The sequence below is a fragment of the Thermovibrio guaymasensis genome, assembly GCF_003633715.1.
Lineage (GTDB): Bacteria > Aquificota > Aquificia > Desulfurobacteriales > Desulfurobacteriaceae > Thermovibrio > Thermovibrio guaymasensis.
On the sequence record NZ_RBIE01000001.1, the window covers coordinates 62,807 to 78,445 of the forward strand.

Annotated in this window: 18 protein-coding genes; all 18 read left to right on the forward strand. The window is 44.1% G+C overall.

What is annotated here, in order from left to right; translation table 11 throughout:
• The first annotated feature begins 12 nt into the window (after positions 1-12).
• The 18 genes from C7457_RS00330 (at position 13) to ybgF (ending at position 15,637) form a co-directional block, all read left to right on the forward strand.
• Positions 13-348 carry an NADH-quinone oxidoreductase subunit A gene (locus C7457_RS00330; protein ID WP_121169390.1) on the forward strand — a complete coding sequence of 112 codons (336 nt, stop codon included), beginning with the start codon at positions 13-15 and terminating at the stop codon, positions 346-348.
• Positions 345-815, forward strand: coding sequence for an NADH-quinone oxidoreductase subunit B (locus C7457_RS00335; RefSeq protein WP_121169392.1), 471 nt, complete (start codon positions 345-347; stop codon positions 813-815). The genes C7457_RS00330 and C7457_RS00335 overlap by 4 nt, the downstream gene beginning before the upstream one ends.
• Before the next feature lie 12 nt (positions 816-827).
• Positions 828-1,295, forward strand: a complete 468-nt coding sequence (locus C7457_RS00340; protein WP_121169393.1) for an NADH-quinone oxidoreductase subunit C — start codon at positions 828-830, stop codon at positions 1,293-1,295.
• Positions 1,295-2,464, forward strand: a complete 1,170-nt coding sequence (locus C7457_RS00345; RefSeq protein WP_121169395.1) for an NADH-quinone oxidoreductase subunit D — start codon at positions 1,295-1,297, stop codon at positions 2,462-2,464. Before C7457_RS00340 ends, C7457_RS00345 begins: the two co-directional genes overlap by 1 nt.
• A 10-nt stretch (positions 2,465-2,474) precedes the next feature.
• Entirely contained in the window at positions 2,475-3,419 is a 945-nt protein-coding gene (locus tag C7457_RS00350) for a complex I subunit 1/NuoH family protein (RefSeq protein WP_121169396.1), read from the forward strand.
• 15 nt (positions 3,420-3,434) lie between these two features.
• Positions 3,435-3,959: a 4Fe-4S dicluster-binding protein gene (locus C7457_RS00355; RefSeq protein WP_121169398.1), complete on the forward strand. Its 525-nt coding sequence runs from the start codon at positions 3,435-3,437 to the stop codon at positions 3,957-3,959.
• Positions 3,956-4,438: an NADH-quinone oxidoreductase subunit J family protein gene (locus C7457_RS00360; RefSeq protein WP_121169399.1), complete on the forward strand. Its 483-nt coding sequence runs from the start codon at positions 3,956-3,958 to the stop codon at positions 4,436-4,438. Before C7457_RS00355 ends, C7457_RS00360 begins: the two co-directional genes overlap by 4 nt.
• Before the next feature lies 1 nt (position 4,439).
• Positions 4,440-4,748, forward strand: a complete 309-nt coding sequence (nuoK, locus tag C7457_RS00365) for an NADH-quinone oxidoreductase subunit NuoK (protein ID WP_121169401.1) — start codon at positions 4,440-4,442, stop codon at positions 4,746-4,748.
• A 2-nt stretch (positions 4,749-4,750) separates the two neighbouring features.
• The gene (locus C7457_RS00370) at positions 4,751-6,583 is read left to right on the forward strand and encodes an NADH-quinone oxidoreductase subunit 5 family protein (RefSeq protein ID WP_121169402.1); all 1,833 of its coding nucleotides are present in this window, start codon (positions 4,751-4,753) and stop codon (positions 6,581-6,583) included.
• A 9-nt stretch (positions 6,584-6,592) separates the two neighbouring features.
• Positions 6,593-8,035 (forward strand): complex I subunit 4 family protein, encoded by a 1,443-nt coding sequence (locus C7457_RS00375; protein WP_121169404.1) that lies wholly within the window; start codon positions 6,593-6,595, stop codon positions 8,033-8,035.
• A 10-nt stretch (positions 8,036-8,045) separates the two neighbouring features.
• Entirely contained in the window at positions 8,046-9,458 is a 1,413-nt protein-coding gene (locus tag C7457_RS00380; protein ID WP_121169405.1) for an NADH-quinone oxidoreductase subunit N, read from the forward strand.
• 69 nt (positions 9,459-9,527) lie between these two features.
• Complete coding sequence (locus tag C7457_RS00385; RefSeq protein ID WP_121169407.1) at positions 9,528-10,517, forward strand: 3'-5' exoribonuclease YhaM family protein; 990 nt, start codon at positions 9,528-9,530, stop codon at positions 10,515-10,517.
• Complete coding sequence (gene purM / locus C7457_RS00390; RefSeq protein WP_121169409.1) at positions 10,492-11,529, forward strand: phosphoribosylformylglycinamidine cyclo-ligase; 1,038 nt, start codon at positions 10,492-10,494, stop codon at positions 11,527-11,529. The genes C7457_RS00385 and purM overlap by 26 nt, the downstream gene beginning before the upstream one ends.
• A complete protein-coding gene (purN, locus tag C7457_RS00395; RefSeq protein ID WP_121169410.1) occupies positions 11,526-12,176 on the forward strand; it encodes a phosphoribosylglycinamide formyltransferase in 651 nt (216 codons plus the stop codon). The genes purM and purN overlap by 4 nt, the downstream gene beginning before the upstream one ends.
• Entirely contained in the window at positions 12,177-13,379 is a 1,203-nt protein-coding gene (locus C7457_RS00400) for a M16 family metallopeptidase (protein ID WP_121169412.1), read from the forward strand. It begins immediately after the preceding gene.
• Positions 13,372-13,869, forward strand: coding sequence for a 2-thiouracil desulfurase family protein (locus C7457_RS00405; RefSeq protein WP_121169413.1), 498 nt, complete (start codon positions 13,372-13,374; stop codon positions 13,867-13,869). The genes C7457_RS00400 and C7457_RS00405 overlap by 8 nt, the downstream gene beginning before the upstream one ends.
• A complete protein-coding gene (locus C7457_RS00410; protein WP_121169415.1) occupies positions 13,866-14,942 on the forward strand; it encodes an NAD(P)H-dependent flavin oxidoreductase in 1,077 nt (358 codons plus the stop codon). The genes C7457_RS00405 and C7457_RS00410 overlap by 4 nt, the downstream gene beginning before the upstream one ends.
• On the forward strand, positions 14,939-15,637 hold the full coding sequence (gene ybgF, locus C7457_RS00415) for a tol-pal system protein YbgF (RefSeq protein ID WP_121169416.1): 699 nt from the start codon (positions 14,939-14,941) through the stop codon (positions 15,635-15,637). The genes C7457_RS00410 and ybgF overlap by 4 nt, the downstream gene beginning before the upstream one ends.
• Positions 15,638-15,639 lie beyond the last annotated feature (2 nt).

Genomic DNA, 15,639 nt, shown 5'->3' on the forward strand with positions numbered 1-15,639 from the left:
TAGGAGAGGGTTATGCTGTACAACTTCATCGTATTTGTTGGGGTTATAGCTGCTATTGGGCTTATTCTCTGGATCGTCTCGGTTGCAGTAGCTCCGAGGGACCCTCACCCTGTTAAGGAGGATACTTACGAGTGTGGCCTTCCGGCTCCAGAACCCATTATCTCAAGCGTTAACTTCCAGTACTACTTCTATGCGATCATCTTTATCGCTATGGATATAGCAGGGGTATTTTTTGTCCTCTACTCTGTAGGTAAGGGAGATCCAAAATTTGGTTGGGTCTTTATTCTCTTTTCTCTCCTTCTGATGGTTCCCCTCTCCTACATAATGATTGGAGGAAACAGGAAATGATTTTAAAGTTTTTTGATTGGAGCCGTTCAAACTCTCCCTGGGGAGTTCACTTCTGTAGCGGCTGTTGTTCTTTAGAGGTTTTAGCCTTAATGGGCCCCAGGTTTGACTGGGAAAGATACGGTTTTATGATGACACCAAGTCCAAGGCAGGCAGACTTCATAATCGTTACAGGATTGGTTTCAAAGAAAGTTCTGCCTGTACTCCTTAGGGTTTATCAGCAGATGCCTGAGCCCAGGTACGTTTTTGGAATGGGTGCCTGTGCAGCAGGAGGCGGTCCCTACTGGGATTCAGACTTCGTTGCTGTTGACGTTTCCCAGTACATACCGTTTGACGTTTTCGTTGCAGGTTGTCCGCCAAATCCAGAAGCAACTTTAGAGGGTCTGTTAAGGCTTAAGGAAATAATACTTAGGGACAGGGAAAACGCTGCTAAGAAGTATCCCAACAGGATGGAAGAGATACCTTACTAAAGAGGAACTGCCATGCTTGAGGATGTAAAGGTGAAAGTAAAGGAAACTTTCGGTTTTGAAAGCGAACCCTACGATACGAACGTTCTGTTGATCCACGCAGAGAGGAACTCTGTTAGAAAGCTCCTTGAGTTCCTTAAAGAACAAGGTTTTAACTACCCTCATACTGTTTCGGTGGTTGATTACATTCCTAAGGGTGAAGGCTTTCAGGTTAACTACATTTTAGAGAACTTATCTGAGAAGAAGTTTGTAATGGTTAGGGTTAATCTGACTGAGAGTGACTTAACAGTTCCCAGTGTCCACGACATATTTCCTCCACTTCAACCCCATGAGAGGGAAGCCTGGGAGATGTTCGGTATTGAGTTCATAGGAAATCCAAGGCTTGAAGTTATGCTCCTTCCAGATTGGGCTGAAGGTTTATACCCCTTGAGGAAATCTTACGACTTTAAGAAGCACAGAAAGCCTTCTAAGGAGAAAAAGTGATGGGAAACAGTATAGCTTCTTCTGGATACACCTTTGTCCTTGAGGAGAGGAAAGAGGTTTCTGGAGAGGACTTAGGTCTTCTCCAGGAAAAGCTTTTACAGCTCAACTGGGGGGTTCAGCACCCTGCTTCTGGTCCTATGAGGTTAAAGGTATGGGTTGACGGCGATGAGGTTGTAAAGGTAGATCCAGATATCGGATACGTTCTTAGGTTGCTAGAAAAGCTCGTTGAGTATAGGACTTGGATTAACGCTATAGTGAACGTAGAGAGAGCCTGTTTTATTGATAACTTTGGAACTATGACAGGTTACTCAATTGCTGCAGAGAAGATTGCTGGGGTTGAGGTTCCAAAGAAGGCAGATTACGTAAGGACAATCCTGTGCGAAGCCGGAAGGATTGTGAGCCACCTTTTAGGTTTGGGAGGAATTGTAGGCGTTCTTGGAGTCCATACTCCTACCCAGTGGGCTCTGATTGCAAGGGAGAAGTTCCTTGATGCTTTTGAGGTTTATTCAGGGCAGAGGATTGCGACTTCCTCAATTGTTCCTGGAGGGGTAAGGTTTGAGCCTACCGGTAAGTTTATAGAGAAGATGGTTACTGCAGTAGATTTCTTGGAGAAAGAGTTTATTCCCCGTTACGGTGAAGTCTTCATAGACAACCCGACCCTTAAGATAAGAACGGTTGGAGTAGGTAAGGTTTCTAAGGAAAAGGCAGTTGAAATAGGACTTGCAGGGCCTGCACTTAGGGCTTCTGGAGTTCCTTCGGACGTAAGGAAGGATTACCCATACGCAGCCTACGGAGAGCTAGACTTTAAAGTGGTTATCCGTGAGGAAGGAGATGCCTATGCAAGGTACCTGGTTCTGTGGGAGGAAATTCAGGAGTCTGCAAAGATTATAAGGCAAGCAATTGAAGGCCTTCCTGAGGGGGATTACAGGACTAAGTTCCCAGTTAAGGTCCCTCCAGGAGAGGCTTACGTAAACGTTGAGTGGGCAAGGGGCTGCTTCGGTTTTCACCTGATTAGCGATGGTGGAACGGGGCCCTACAGGTTGAAGATGAGAGCTCCATCCTTTGCCAACCTTTGGGCTCTACCTGAGATTATGAAGAACGTTAAGCTTGCTGACGTTCCTGTTATCTTTGCATCCCTCTATATGTGCCACGGTGATATAGACAGATAGGAGGATTAAAATGGAGGCATGGTTAAAGGCCCTTCTATTTCCCGGTTTTGTTTTCCTCTTAATAGTTTTCCTAATGATTTTCTACCTTGAGAGGAAAGTCCTTGCCGACGTTCATTTAAGAACGGGGCCTTTCTACGTTGGTAAGTGGGGTCTGCTTCAAACAACTGCTGATGTCTTTAAGCTCATTCAGAAGGAGTTCATTATTCAGAGGAGAGCCAATAAACTCCTCTTTTCCCTCATACCTTTCGTTGCCTTTATAATGGTCGTGATGATGGTTGCCTTCATTCCTTTCTCTGAGGGAAGTTGGGTTGTAAGTACCAGTTTTGACCTTTTAATAATCCTTGCCCTTGTAACTGGAATGCCTCCAGTCTTCTTCTATGCAGGTTGGGTTTCAAGGAGTAAGTACTCCTTTATCGGCGGTCTAAGGGTTGTTAACCAGATGATTTCAGGGGAGATTCCTCTTTGGCTCTCAGCCCTTGCAGCAGCAGTGTTCTTTGGGACTCTAAACTTTATTGAAATAGTCCATAAGAGCTCCTTAGTTTCCTTCATCGTCCTCCTGCCCGCTTTCCTGATATTTATTACTGCTGCGCTGATCGTTTCAGACCGTCCTCCTTTTGATATACCTGAGGCCGAGCAGGAGGTAGTTTACGGATTTTTAACTGAGTTCGGTGGTTTTAACTATGCAATTTTGGCTTTATCAAAGCTTATAGAGCTCTTTGCTATTTTCTCAGTTGGTGTAATCCTCTTTTTAGGAGGATTTAAAGGTCCCATCCTTCCGGGGATTGTGTGGTTTTTCATAAAGCTCGCTCTACTTTACCTGTTCACTTTCGTTGTAAGGGCTTCAACTCCCCGTATTAGGATGGATCAGCTGTTAAGGTTCTGCTGGAAAGTTTTAACTCCACTGGCGCTCTTAAACTTAGTTTTCGTGATTTTAGTAAAGATGTTTATCTCTTAAAAGGAGAGGTAGCCGATGGAAATTAAAGATACTCTCTCTTTTCCGTTAGAGACTACGAAAAAAGTTATTAGGGTAGCAAAGGCTCTCCTTGCACCTAAGGCTACTGAGATTTGGTGGGACAAGGGAGTTAAGAGGGAGCTCCACTACAGGGGAAAGCACGTTATCAAGGTAGAGCTCTGCATAGGTTGTGGAATGTGCGCAAGAGCCTGTCCTGTTAAGTGTATAGATATGATCCCAACCGGGGTTAAAAAACCCCGTGCGGTTCCGAAAGTTAGGGCAAACGAGTGCATATTCTGCGGTTTATGTGAGGATGCATGTCCTACGAAACCTCAAAAGGCTATTCAGCTAACCGATGAGTACAGAATGATCGTTGAGCCTGGAACCTGGGATAACCTCAGTCAGTTCATATTTGAGCCTGAAAACTTAGATGAGGCCATTGAGAAGGCGAAGAAGATGGAGGAGCTCATAGAGAAGAAAAAGCAGGAGGCTTTAAAGAAGAAAATGGAGGCTGAGAAGAAGAGTAAGGGAGAGGAGAAATGATGGGAAACGTCTACTTCTGGCTTATATACGTAATAATAATCGCTTCAGCTATAGTGGCTCTAGAGGCAACGTCACTTCTTTGGGCGGCGATTTCGTTTGTCGTTCTTCTCTCTGAAATTGCCCTTGTTTACTTTGGTTTAAATATGCCGGTTCTCGGTGGCGTTCAGTTAGCAATTTACGCAGGTGGAGTAACTATCCTCGTTCTCTTTGCGATAATGATGGTAGGTGAAAGTTACAGAAAACCACCTGGGAAAGCAGTTAGAGCAATAGTTATTAGTCTATCTCTCCTTGCTGTTGGGGTGCTTTTCAGCTTTGCCAGTGCGATAGATACTTTTCCCTTTAAAGCTTACTCAACACAGTTTCTCGGAACGATTTTTGTTGAGAAATACTCATTCTTTACCATCGTCCTCGGTTTCATTGTTGCAGCACTCCTTTACATGGGTAACGCCATAATTACTAAGAAGAGGGAGGCCGGCTAATATGCTTTTAGAAGCAGACGTTCATGCTTACTTGTTCCTCTCATTTTCTTTACTTGCCGTAGGAGTTTACGGGCTTCTTTCAAGGAAGTCTGTTATTAGAATGCTGTTTGCAGTTGAGATGATAATCAACGCTGCAAACATAAACCTTGCCATTTTCTCAGCCCAGAGGAACGTTGACGGTGAGATCTTTGCCTTCTTCACCATAGGCCTTGCGGCCCTTGAAGCTGCCGTTGGACTTGCGATAGTAATAGTCTTTTACAAGAGATTTGGAGAAGTTATTCCTTCAAAAATAAGGAACTTGAGGTGGTAGGGATGGAGAGTATTGTATACCTGACGATAGCTCTTTTCTTCGTAGGAAGTATCCTTGCCTTCCTTGTAGGTCACTTCTTTGAGAAGTGGTCTTCTTTCTGGGTTGCGGCTGCAACAGGCCTTTTAGGTTTCATCATGACCTGTTTCATTGCTTTAAACCTTCATGAGCACCCAATCGTTCATCACTTTAACTGGTTCTCTTTCGGTTCCTTTAACGTTCCGTTGGGAATTTACGTTGATAACCTTGCAGTCATAATGGCCTTAATCGCTACTGGAATCGGTTTCCTTGATATTGTCTTTTCAAGGGGTTATATGGAGGAGGATGAGTCCCCTGAAAGGTACTACTTTGAGAAGCTGTTCTTTATAGGTTCAATGGTCGGCCTCGTCTTCGTGAGTAATTTACTCGGTCTTTACATCTTCTGGGAAGGTGTTGGACTCTGTTCATACCTATTAATTGGTTACTGGTATTGGAAGAAGAGTGCTGCAGAGGCGGCACTTAAAGCCTTTGTGATGACACGTTTTGGTGACGTCTTTATGCTAGCAGGGATAATTGTTGCATGGGTTTTACTTGGAACTATTGAATTTCAAGATTTAAACGCACTTGCAGTTGCAGGTGCTTTTAGCGTTAAGTTGGGACTTTTAATTTCAATCCTCCTCTTCATCGGTGCAATTGGTAAGTCTGCCCAGTTCCCCCTCTTCCCGTGGTTACTTGATGCTATGGAAGGTCCTACTACAGTATCAGCCCTTATTCACGCTGCTACTATGGTTAATGCCGGTGTTTATATGGTTGCAAGGCTCTTCCCATTCTTTGATTACTCCCACGCTTTAATAGTTGTTGCCTTTGTAGGTGCTGTTTCTGCCTTTATTGCCGCTACTGGAGCTCTTGCCCATACGGAGATTAAGAAGATTCTTGCCTTCTCTACGATGGAACACCTTGCCCTTATGTTTGTTGCAATTGGCGTTGGCTCTGCCGTTGCGGGAGTATTTCACCTTATGAACCATGCAATATTTAAGGCCTTACTCTTCCTAGCTGCTGGTGCAGTTATCCACATGACCCACCATACTAAAGATGCTTTTAAGCTTGGAGGTCTATTAAAGTACATGCCCCAAACGGGTATTCTGTTCTTAATAGGTATTCTCGCACTTGCGGGAGTTCCTCCCTTTAACGGATTCTTCAGTAAGGACTGGATTTTGGCTTCAGTCTATTCCTACGGTAATCCAATAATTTTCTGGCTTACATTTATAGCTGCTGTCCTTTGTATAGCTTATGGTTTTAGACTCTGGTTTGTCGTCTTTACTGGAGAGCCTTCAGAGAACTCAAAACACGCAAGAGAGGCTTACCCAATAATGCTTGTTCCTCTTTACGTTTTAGCTTCAATGACGATACTCATTCCCTTCTTTAAGGAAAAGATTATTCACTTTATAGCAGGTGGAGAGGTTCATGAGCCCCTGTTCCTTAACCTCCTTGTTGCAACCCTCACCGTTATGTTTGTCCTGTTTGGGATAGTTTTCCTCATTTACTACAAGAGGGTACTTTCAACTGCAAAGTTCCTTGCCCATCCCCTTGGAAAGGGTATAAACCAGTTCCTTTACAACGGCTGGTACGTCGATGCGGCTATAAAGTGGATATGCAGGAACGTCTTTTACGGCTCAATTGCAAAGGCTGTTGAGTGGATAGATGTAAACGTTGTTGATGGAGCAGTTAACGGCACTGCAAAGCTTTCCCTTGCCTGCTGGGATAGGTGCAGGAAGGTACAGACCGGAGATCTTGTAGATTACCTAACTTACTTTGTCGCAGGTGTAGTGACGCTGATCCTTATCATTCTCTTTATTTAGGAGGAGTGGATGGTTCTACTGAGCATGATACTAATTCCTGTTATAGTTGCACCCTTTGCCTGGTTCCTTGAGAGGGTAAATAGGGATATTCCAAAGTACTTATCCCTTGCCGTTGGAATTTTCCTTTCCATCTGTACGGCTTACCTGATAGCTAAATATCCAGGTAACGGTTTTGCCTTTAAAGAGTTCTATACCATTTACCCTCCATTTGACTTTAACCTACACCTTGCTGTAGATGGAATTTCCCTTCTACTCCTTGGAGTTACCGCTTTCTTGGCGATAACTGTTACCCTTTCATCCTGGCACGTTGAGAGGCCGGGTGCTTACTTCTTCTTAATTCTTGTTTTCTTGGGGCCTATGGTCGGCGTTTTCTCTTCCCTAAACCTCCTTTGGTTCTTTATCTTCTGGGAATTTACTCTAGTTCCTATGTTTTTCCACATAGGTATATGGGGAGCTGAGAACAGAATTTACGCTGCTATGAAATTCTTTATCTACACCCACTTGGCAAGTATATTCCTCCTTCTCGGAATCATCGTTCTCTATCTGAACGCCCATACGTTTGAGTTTGAAAAGCTTGTTGGAATAAACCTAGATCCTGGAATTGCAAAGCTTATCTGGATACTAATGTTTATAGGTTTTGCAGTTAAGATGCCGGTTGTTCCTTTCCACACTTGGCTTCCCGATGCACACGTTCAGGCTCCTTCTCCTATTTCTGTCTTCCTTGCAGGTCTCCTTCTGAAGATGGGTGCATACGGTCTTTTAAGGTGGGAGATTTTCGTTTTTCCACAGGTGAGCAAGTTCTTCGCTCCGTTAATGGCAACCCTTGCCGTTTTAACGATATTCTATGCAGGCTTTAGAGCACTTGCTGAGGACCACATTAAGAGAATGGTTGCCTACTCCTCAATTAACCATATGGGCTTTGTTCTACTGGCTCTTGCTTCACTAACTGCTGCCGGTATCTCTGCTGCAGTTTATGAGATGCTTGGACACGCTTTAGTAATTTCTCTCCTATTTATGGTTGCTGGATATATCCACCATAAAACTCATACCTGGTACATCTCAGAGCTCGGCGGTCTTATGAAGAGAATCCCTCTTTTAATGACTATGTTCGTTATCGGCGTTCTTGCAGCTGTAGGACTTCCTGGAACTGCAGGCTTTGTAGGAGAGTTTACAGTTATGCTTGCAGCCTTTGATTATTGGGGCTGGATTATGATTATCGTACCTTTTGCTAGTGCTCTCTCTGCAGGTTTCTTTATGTGGATGCTCCAGAGAGCAGTTTTTGGTCCTTTAAAGGAGAGCTTGAAGGAGTTAAAACTTACAGAACTTCCTCTCATTGAAAATATTCCACTGGCGATGTACATAGTTGCCTTTATCTTTGTCGGACTAATTCCTTCAGTCGTTTTTAACCTATATAACCCTGTTGTAAATACTTTTGCACAACTCTTTAAGTAGGGGGTAACAGGTGAATATTAACTTCTTAACGGCAGTTATGCTTTTAACTTTAACTGGGGCTTTTCTTCCCGTAATTAACAGGTTGTTTAGAATATCCACCCTCCTTGGAGCTGTAATTTCAACCTTTGGCTACTTACTGGCCCTTTTCTTCGTTTTGATATCGGACCAGGGGAGGACCATACTTAACTCGTTCTTTACAACGGATGAAGTTTCTAGACTTATTGGAGTGCTTATCTTAGTGGCGTCTTGGATGTTGATGCTTGTCGTTTATTGGATTGTCCAGAAGGACAAGTTTGTCAATGAGCTCATTGGATCGGTAATGATTTCAACTGCCGGAGCTCTCCTTTTAATATGCGCTAATAACTTCGTTTCCCTTACCATTGCTATGGAACTTATGACTATGCCGACTTACCTTATGGTTCTCTTTTCCTTTGATGAAAAGTCAATTGAAGCTGGTGTAAAGTACTTCTTTAACGGAGCTCTTGCCGTTGGTTTTATACTCTTTGGAGTCTCAATTCTCTATGGATTGACAGGGGAGTTTACCTTTAGAGCTCTCGTTGAGAACCTCTTCAGTGATCCCCTCGTGGCCCTTGCAGGAATTTTTATACTTGCAGGGTTTGGCTTTAAAATTACTGCCTTTCCCTTTCACTTCTGGGGACCAGACGTTTACGATGGAACCTGTCCAGGAGTTGCTGCCCTTTTAACAGGTATTTCAAAGAGTGCTGCCTTTATAGGTCTTATGAGAGTTGTCTTTGAAGCAATTCCTGTTGTTGCTCCTCACTTTAGTTTTATCTTTGCCCTTATCGCTGCAGTTACTATGACTGTTGGAAACTTACTTGCCCTTGCCCAAAAGAGGGTTTCAAGGATCCTTGCTTACTCTTCTGTTGCCCATGCTGGATATACGCTGGTGGCTTTTGCAGCCCTTTCAGTTCCTGTGAGTATTACAGGAATTCTTTACCACTCTGCAGCTTACGCCTTTATGAAGACTGCAGCTTTTCTATCCTTTGCCGCTCTCCTCTACATCTGGGGTGCAAGGACGATGGATGACTATAAAGGGCTCGGTAAAAGGGAACCCATCCTTGCCGCCCTCTTCCTTATTTTCCTCCTTTCCCTTGCAGGGGTTCCTCCTATGGCGGGATTTATAAGTAAGGTATTCGTATTTACAGCTGCTGTAGATGCTGGTATGACGTGGCTTGCTCTCTTAGGTCTCCTTAACAGTGCCTTTTCCGTTGCTTACTACATCTGGATTGCAAAGCAGATGTACCTGGAGGAGCCAACAATTGAAAAGCCGATTAATGACACAAGTAGGCTATGGGTAGTTATTCCTCTGGCTGTCATGGCCGTTATCTTGATAGTTCTCGGTATCTATATTAACCCCGTTGTTGATGCATCCCTACACTACGCAGCAAAGGTCGGATTTTAAAGGGCTCCCTTTAAGGGAGTTCCCTTCAGCTATAATTTCCCTATTAACAATTCCCTTTAAGGAGCAGTTGTGGATTTGTTAGTTAAAGAACTCTACGAACTTCCCGTTGGAGCTCCATTTTCCGGAACTTACGTCGTTGAGCATGTTGAGATAAAGAAGCACAGAACCGGAGAGCCCTTCTTAAGGTTAGTCCTTTCGGATAAATCGGGTTCCTTTACTGCCCTTTGGTGGAAGCCTCCAGCTGATGCAGACCTTACCCAGTTTCAAAAGGGCGATGTGGTTTTCGTGTCCGGGAGGATTGAATACTTTCAAGGAACCCTCCAGCCCAAGTTAACAGAAATTAAGAAGTTAAAAGAGGGAGACTTTAAGCCCGATAAGTTTATCTGTCAGAGTAGGTACCCTATTGAGGAGCAGTTTGAGGAGCTCCTAAACAAAATTGAGACTATAAAGAACCCGTACCTTAAAGTTCTCCTCGAAAAGTTCTTCTACGATGACCAGTTCGTTGAGCTCTTTTTAAGAACTCCTGCTGGAAAGACGATACACCACGCCTGTATAGGCGGTCTCCTTGAGCATACTCTCTCAGTCGTTGAAATCTGTGAAACTGTGGCAAAAAGGTTTAAAAGCATTGATAGAGACCTATTGATAACTGCTGCAATACTTCACGATATTGGGAAAGTTCGTGAGTACTCCGTTAATGTAACTATTGAGAGGACTGATGAAGGACTGTTACTTGGTCACCTGTACATGAGCTGCGAGATGGTTGCCTTTAAGATTTCCGAAATAGATAACTTCCCGGAGGATTTAAAAACTAAACTCCTCCACTGTATTCTGGCCCACCACGGTAAGTACGAGCACGGTTCTCCTAAGATGCCTAAGACCCTTGAGGCAGTAACCCTTGCCTATGCAGATGCTCTTGACTCAAGGGTTAAGGGTTTTGAAGAGTTTATAGAGAAGCAGCTCGGGAATCAGAAGGGGTGGACCCGCCGCCACTTTGCATTTGAAGTTCCAATTTTCTTTGACGGGGAGATAAACTATGAAGAAGAAGGGACTAACCTATAAGGATGCCGGCGTTGATATAGAGGCCGGAGAGAGGCTCGTTGACCTTATTAAACCTTACGCTAAGAAGACTTTTGACAAGAACGTTCTTGCCGGAATAGGTGGGTTTGGTGCCGGTTACCTCTTACCTAAAGGTTATAAGGAGCCAGTTTTAGTCTCTGGGACGGACGGCGTTGGAACGAAGTTGAAAGTTGCCCAGATGGCAAACGTTCACGATACCGTTGGTATTGACCTTGTTGCAATGTGCGTTAACGATATCCTGACTGTTGGAGCAAAGCCCCTCTTCTTCCTTGATTACTTTGCCACCGGAAAGCTCTCCGTCGAAACTGCTGCAGACGTTATAAGGGGAATCGCAAAAGGTTGCGAGATTGCAGGGTGTTCCCTTATCGGCGGAGAAACTGCAGAGATGCCCGACTTCTACCCTGAGGGAGAGTATGACCTAGCAGGCTTTGTTGTAGGAATAGTTGATAGGGGTTCTTACATAACCGGCCAGGATATAGAAGAGGGAGATGTAATACTTGGCCTTTCTTCAAGCGGAATTCACAGTAACGGCTACTCCTTGGTAAGGAAGCTCTTCTTTGAAGTCCTCAACTTAAAGGTAGACGACGTTGTTGAGGAGCTTGGAGGTAAAAAGGTTTATGAAGTTCTCCTTGAGCCTACGAGGATTTACGTAAAGAGTATCCTCTCACTGATTGATCAAGTTAGGGTTAAAGGTATGGCACACATAACCGGTGGGGGAATTCCGGGTAACCTAGTTAGAGTCCTTCCTGAAGGGGTTAAGGCGGTTATCGAGAAAGGCTCTTGGGAAATCCTACCAATTTTTAAGTTCATTCAGGAGAAGGGTAACGTTCCTGAAGAGGAGATGTTTAGGACCTTCAATATGGGTGTAGGCTATGCTGTCATAGTTTCGCCTGAGGATGAGGTTAGGGCTAAGGAAATCCTGGAGAGGGCCGGGGAGAAGGTCTATACGATAGGAAGGATAGAGAGAGGGGAGAGGGGAGTAGAGATTAGATGAAGAGAATAGCGATTTTAGCTTCAGGAAGGGGCAGTAACTTTGAGGCTATAGTTAAGGCGGTTAAAAGCGGTAAGATAGACGCTGAGGTTTCAGTCCTAATTGTTGATAGGAAGAAGATAGGTGCTATAGAGAAGGCCGAGAAGTTAGGGGTTAACTGGCTATTTTTTGACCCGTCCTCCTTTCCAAGTAGGGAGGAGTACGATAGGAAGATAGTTTCTGTTTTAAGGTACTTAAACGTAGATCTGGTTTGTTTGGCTGGTTATATGAAAGTCGTTTCTTCAGTTTTCATAGAGGCTTTTCCAAATAGGATTTTGAACATTCATCCCTCTTTACTTCCCTCGTTTCCAGGTTTAAAACCCCACTGGCAGGCTATTACTTACGGAGTTAAAATTTCCGGAGCTACAGTTCACATAGTTGATAAGGGAGTAGACACCGGTCCTATAGTTATTCAATGTGTCGTACCAGTTTCTCCTGAGGATACTCCTGAGACCCTATCTGAGAAAATCCTTAAGTGGGAGCACAGAATCTACCCTCAGGCTGTAAAGTGGTTCGTTGACAGTAGGGTTAAGGTTGATGGAAGGAAAGTTACTGTTGAAGGAGCCGATTACAGTAAACTCCCCGTAGTTCCAGCCTTAGAGGACTTTTAAATGGAAGTTATAAAATTAAAAAACGGCTTAAAAGTTCTTATTAAACATGAAAAAGGCTATCCAGTTATTGCAGGCTCTCTTTTCTTCCCTCTAGGCTGTTCTAAGGATAGGGTTGGAGGAATAACTCTCTTAACCTTGAGAACGGCTTTTAAAGGTTCTTTGAACTACTCTCCTTTAGAATTTTCAAGGATTCAAGAGAGTACTGGCTCTCCCTTCGTTCCTGACGTTTCCTGTGACTACTCCCTAGTTAAGTTTCAGCTCGTTTCAAAGGGAAGAGAAAGGTACTTTCAACTTTTAGTTGAAACCCTTGAAAAGCCGGGGTTTAGGGAGGAGAGTTTTCAAGTAGAGAAGTCCTCCTTGATTGCTTCAATTCGCTCAAAGAGAGAGAGCTCCTTTGCCCTTGCCTATGAAGAAGTTATGAAGAGGACTTACTCGGGCCACCCTTATTCAAAGTTACCCTACGGAACCGTTGAAAGTGTCTCTTCCCTTGGGCTTGACGATTTAAAGGTTTGGTTTTCAGAAAACTTCATCCCTGAAGGTTCTATCCTCTCTCTCTGTGGAGAGCTTAAGGGGATAGAGAAGGTATTGGTAGAGTTTGAAGATTTTGAAACTAAACCGGTTAAACTGAACTACTTTGACTGTCAAATGGCTGAGTCCTCTGAGAGCGTGATAAAGAGAGAAGGTTCTCAGCAGAATTTTATTCTCGTTGCCCTTAATGCACCTTCTGTAGAGGGTGAGGATTACCCAACCTACAAGCTCCTTAACACAATTTTGGGAGAAGGAATAGGTTCCCTCCTATTTCAGGAGCTCAGGGAAAAGAGAGGATACGCCTACTCAACCGGTTCTCTTTTTCCTACCAGGAAGAGTAGCGGGAGGTTACTGGTCTACATAGGGACTTCTCCAGATAAGGAGGAGGAAGTTAAGAGGGAGCTCCACTTCCTTCTTGATAACCTTCCTGAATTTATAACTGATGAAAGGATTAGGAGGGCAAAAGAGTACTTTAAAGGCTCCTATCTCCTTGACCACGAACTTCGTTCAAAGAGGGCCTGGTACAACGGTTTCTGGGAGGTTCTAGGTAAAGGTTATGGTTACGATAGAGAGTTTGTAGAGAGGGTTCTTTCAGCAGATAGGGAAGAGCTCCTTAGAGCTGCTGGTGAGCTCTCAAAGAGCCCAAGGTTTACGGTGGTAGTTAAGGATGGGTAGGAAAGTTCTCATTGTAAGTGCCTGCTTAGTTGGGTTTAACTGTAAGTACAACGGAGGTAACAACTCCTGTTCTCTCCTTGAAGAGGCCTTCAGTAAGGGGCTTTTAATTCCCCTTTGTCCCGAGCAGTTAGGGGGTCTTCCAACTCCAAGGCCTCCCTCTAAGATAACCGATGGCGACGGTTTTTTGGTCCTTGAAGGGAAAGCTAGAGTTCTTACTGTTGATGGAACTTGCCTTGACGTCACCGATAACTTCCTAAGGGGGGCTTACGAAACTTTAAGGGCAGCGGAGAAGCTGGGAGAGAGGGTAGTTGCCTGCGTTTTAAAGGAAAAGAGTCCCTCTTGTGGAGTGAGGAAAATCTATAGGTTTAGTGAAGACTCTCTTAAGGATGGTATGGGAGTAACGGCTGCACTTTTAAAGTCAAAAGGGTTTAAAATTCTATCTTCAGATGATACAGAAACTATAAAAGAAATCTTAAGGGAGCTTAGATGAGTAGACTTCCAAAACTAAACATAAAAGGTTTGGTTCCTAAGTACCCGATAATTCAAGGTGGTATGGGAGCAAAGGTCTCTCTCCACAGACTTGCCTCTGCAGTTGCTAACGCAGGAGGAATAGGAGTAATATCTGCCGTCCTTCTCCACGAGAAGGATCGCTCAAAACCTATGAAAACTACCTGTAAAGGAATTCCCGTTGAGGAAGTCGGTTTAAAACCCTACCACTACGCCCACGAACTTGCCCAAGAGATTAAGAAAGCTAAGGAGCTTGCTCCTAATGGGATAATCGGCGTTAACATTATGTACGCCCTTACCCACTTTTACGAACTCCTTATGACTGCTATAGATGCAGGGGCAGACCTTATTATTCAAGGTGCAGGTTTTGGAAAGGATGTTTTTAAGATCTGTAATACTTTTGATATGCCGCTAATTGAGATTGTCTCTACCCCTAAAGGCGCAAAACTCTCAGAGAGATTGGGTGCTGCTGCTGTGATAGTTGAGAGTGGCGAGGCTGGGGGACACCTTGGAACAATGGAGAGTTTGTGGGACGTTCTCCCGAAGATAGTTGAGTCGGTTAACATTCCCGTAATAGCTGCCGGTGGAATATTTGACGGTAAAGATATGGCAAGGGCTTTTGAAATTGGAGCAAAGGGCGTTCAAATTGCAACAAGGTTTATTGCTACTTACGAGTGTGACGTTCATCAGAACTTTAAAGATTACATAATTAAGGCAAAGGCTGAGGACTCAATTTACATAAAGAGTCCCGTTGGAATGCCCGCCCATGCGGTTAGGAACCCGTTTACTGAGAGGTTGGAGAGGGAAGGTAAGATTCCCCATAAGTGTCCCTTCAACTGTCTCAAGACCTGTTCTGGGGAGGATTCAATCTACTGTATAGCTGAGGTTCTCCTTCGCTCGGCCGCCGGGGATACTGAGAAGGGACTTGTATTCTCTGGAAGTAACGTTGGAAGAGTTAATAGGATGTACTCGGTGAAAGAGTTAATTGAGGAACTTGTTAGAGAGTGTGAAGAGGAGCTTAAGAGAAAGAACCTAAACTTTGGGGAGGAAGTATGAGGAAGCTAATTCTCCTTATTCCTTTGAGCTTAATAGCTTTTAGCTGTGTTCAAAATCAACCAAACACTAACGTTAGTCAGCTTCAGTCAAAGGTACAGGAGTTAAGCGTAAAGGTTGACTCTACCGATAAGAAAGTTTCCTCTCTAGAGGAGAGAGTTGCAAAGCTTGAAGATAAGACAGCTGCAAACGAGGAGCAGATCTATCAGATAAAGAAGGACTTGGAGGAGATAAAAAAGACCCTTTCCCAAATAACAGTATCCTCTCAACCGTACCCTTCAGGTGAAAAGGGAAAGTCTAAAAGGCAGGCCGTTGTTCAGTACGGTCCTAAGGACCTTTACAGGGAAGCCTTTAACGCTATGGAAGCCGGAGATTTTGATAGGGCAAAGGAGCTCTTCCAGCAGCTAGTTAGTCAGTATCCGGATAGTGACCTTGCAGACAACGCCTTCTACTGGATAGGGGAAATATACTATTCCCACAACGACTATGAGACTGCAGCAGATTACTTCCAGAGAGTGATTGATAAGTACCCTGAAGGGAATAAAGTTCCTGCTGCGATGCTTAAACTTGCCCTCTGCTATAAAGGCATGAACGAGATAGACAGGGCAAAGGAGCTCTTAAAAGAGGTAATTGAGAAGTACCCTGGAACTCCCGAAGCTGGAATAGCGAAGGTGAAACTAATGGAGCTTGAGAGGTAGTT

What these genes read in the sequence shown, in the direction of transcription:
- C7457_RS00330 (WP_121169390.1), top strand. Translation starts at nt 13, where the DNA reads ATGCTGTACAACTTCATCGTATTTGTTGGGGTTATAGCTGCTATTGGG.
- C7457_RS00335 (WP_121169392.1), top strand. Translation starts at nt 345, where the DNA reads ATGATTTTAAAGTTTTTTGATTGGAGCCGTTCAAACTCTCCCTGGGGA.
- C7457_RS00340 (WP_121169393.1), top strand. Translation starts at nt 828, where the DNA reads ATGCTTGAGGATGTAAAGGTGAAAGTAAAGGAAACTTTCGGTTTTGAA.
- C7457_RS00345 (WP_121169395.1), top strand. Translation starts at nt 1,295, where the DNA reads ATGGGAAACAGTATAGCTTCTTCTGGATACACCTTTGTCCTTGAGGAG.
- C7457_RS00350 (WP_121169396.1), top strand. Translation starts at nt 2,475, where the DNA reads ATGGAGGCATGGTTAAAGGCCCTTCTATTTCCCGGTTTTGTTTTCCTC.
- C7457_RS00355 (WP_121169398.1), top strand. Translation starts at nt 3,435, where the DNA reads ATGGAAATTAAAGATACTCTCTCTTTTCCGTTAGAGACTACGAAAAAA.
- C7457_RS00360 (WP_121169399.1), top strand. Translation starts at nt 3,956, where the DNA reads ATGATGGGAAACGTCTACTTCTGGCTTATATACGTAATAATAATCGCT.
- nuoK (WP_121169401.1), top strand. Translation starts at nt 4,440, where the DNA reads ATGCTTTTAGAAGCAGACGTTCATGCTTACTTGTTCCTCTCATTTTCT.
- C7457_RS00370 (WP_121169402.1), top strand. Translation starts at nt 4,751, where the DNA reads ATGGAGAGTATTGTATACCTGACGATAGCTCTTTTCTTCGTAGGAAGT.
- C7457_RS00375 (WP_121169404.1), top strand. Translation starts at nt 6,593, where the DNA reads ATGGTTCTACTGAGCATGATACTAATTCCTGTTATAGTTGCACCCTTT.
- purM (WP_121169409.1), top strand. Translation starts at nt 10,492, where the DNA reads ATGAAGAAGAAGGGACTAACCTATAAGGATGCCGGCGTTGATATAGAG.
- purN (WP_121169410.1), top strand. Translation starts at nt 11,526, where the DNA reads ATGAAGAGAATAGCGATTTTAGCTTCAGGAAGGGGCAGTAACTTTGAG.
- C7457_RS00400 (WP_121169412.1), top strand. Translation starts at nt 12,177, where the DNA reads ATGGAAGTTATAAAATTAAAAAACGGCTTAAAAGTTCTTATTAAACAT.
- C7457_RS00405 (WP_121169413.1), top strand. Translation starts at nt 13,372, where the DNA reads ATGGGTAGGAAAGTTCTCATTGTAAGTGCCTGCTTAGTTGGGTTTAAC.
- C7457_RS00410 (WP_121169415.1), top strand. Translation starts at nt 13,866, where the DNA reads ATGAGTAGACTTCCAAAACTAAACATAAAAGGTTTGGTTCCTAAGTAC.
- ybgF (WP_121169416.1), top strand. Translation starts at nt 14,939, where the DNA reads ATGAGGAAGCTAATTCTCCTTATTCCTTTGAGCTTAATAGCTTTTAGC.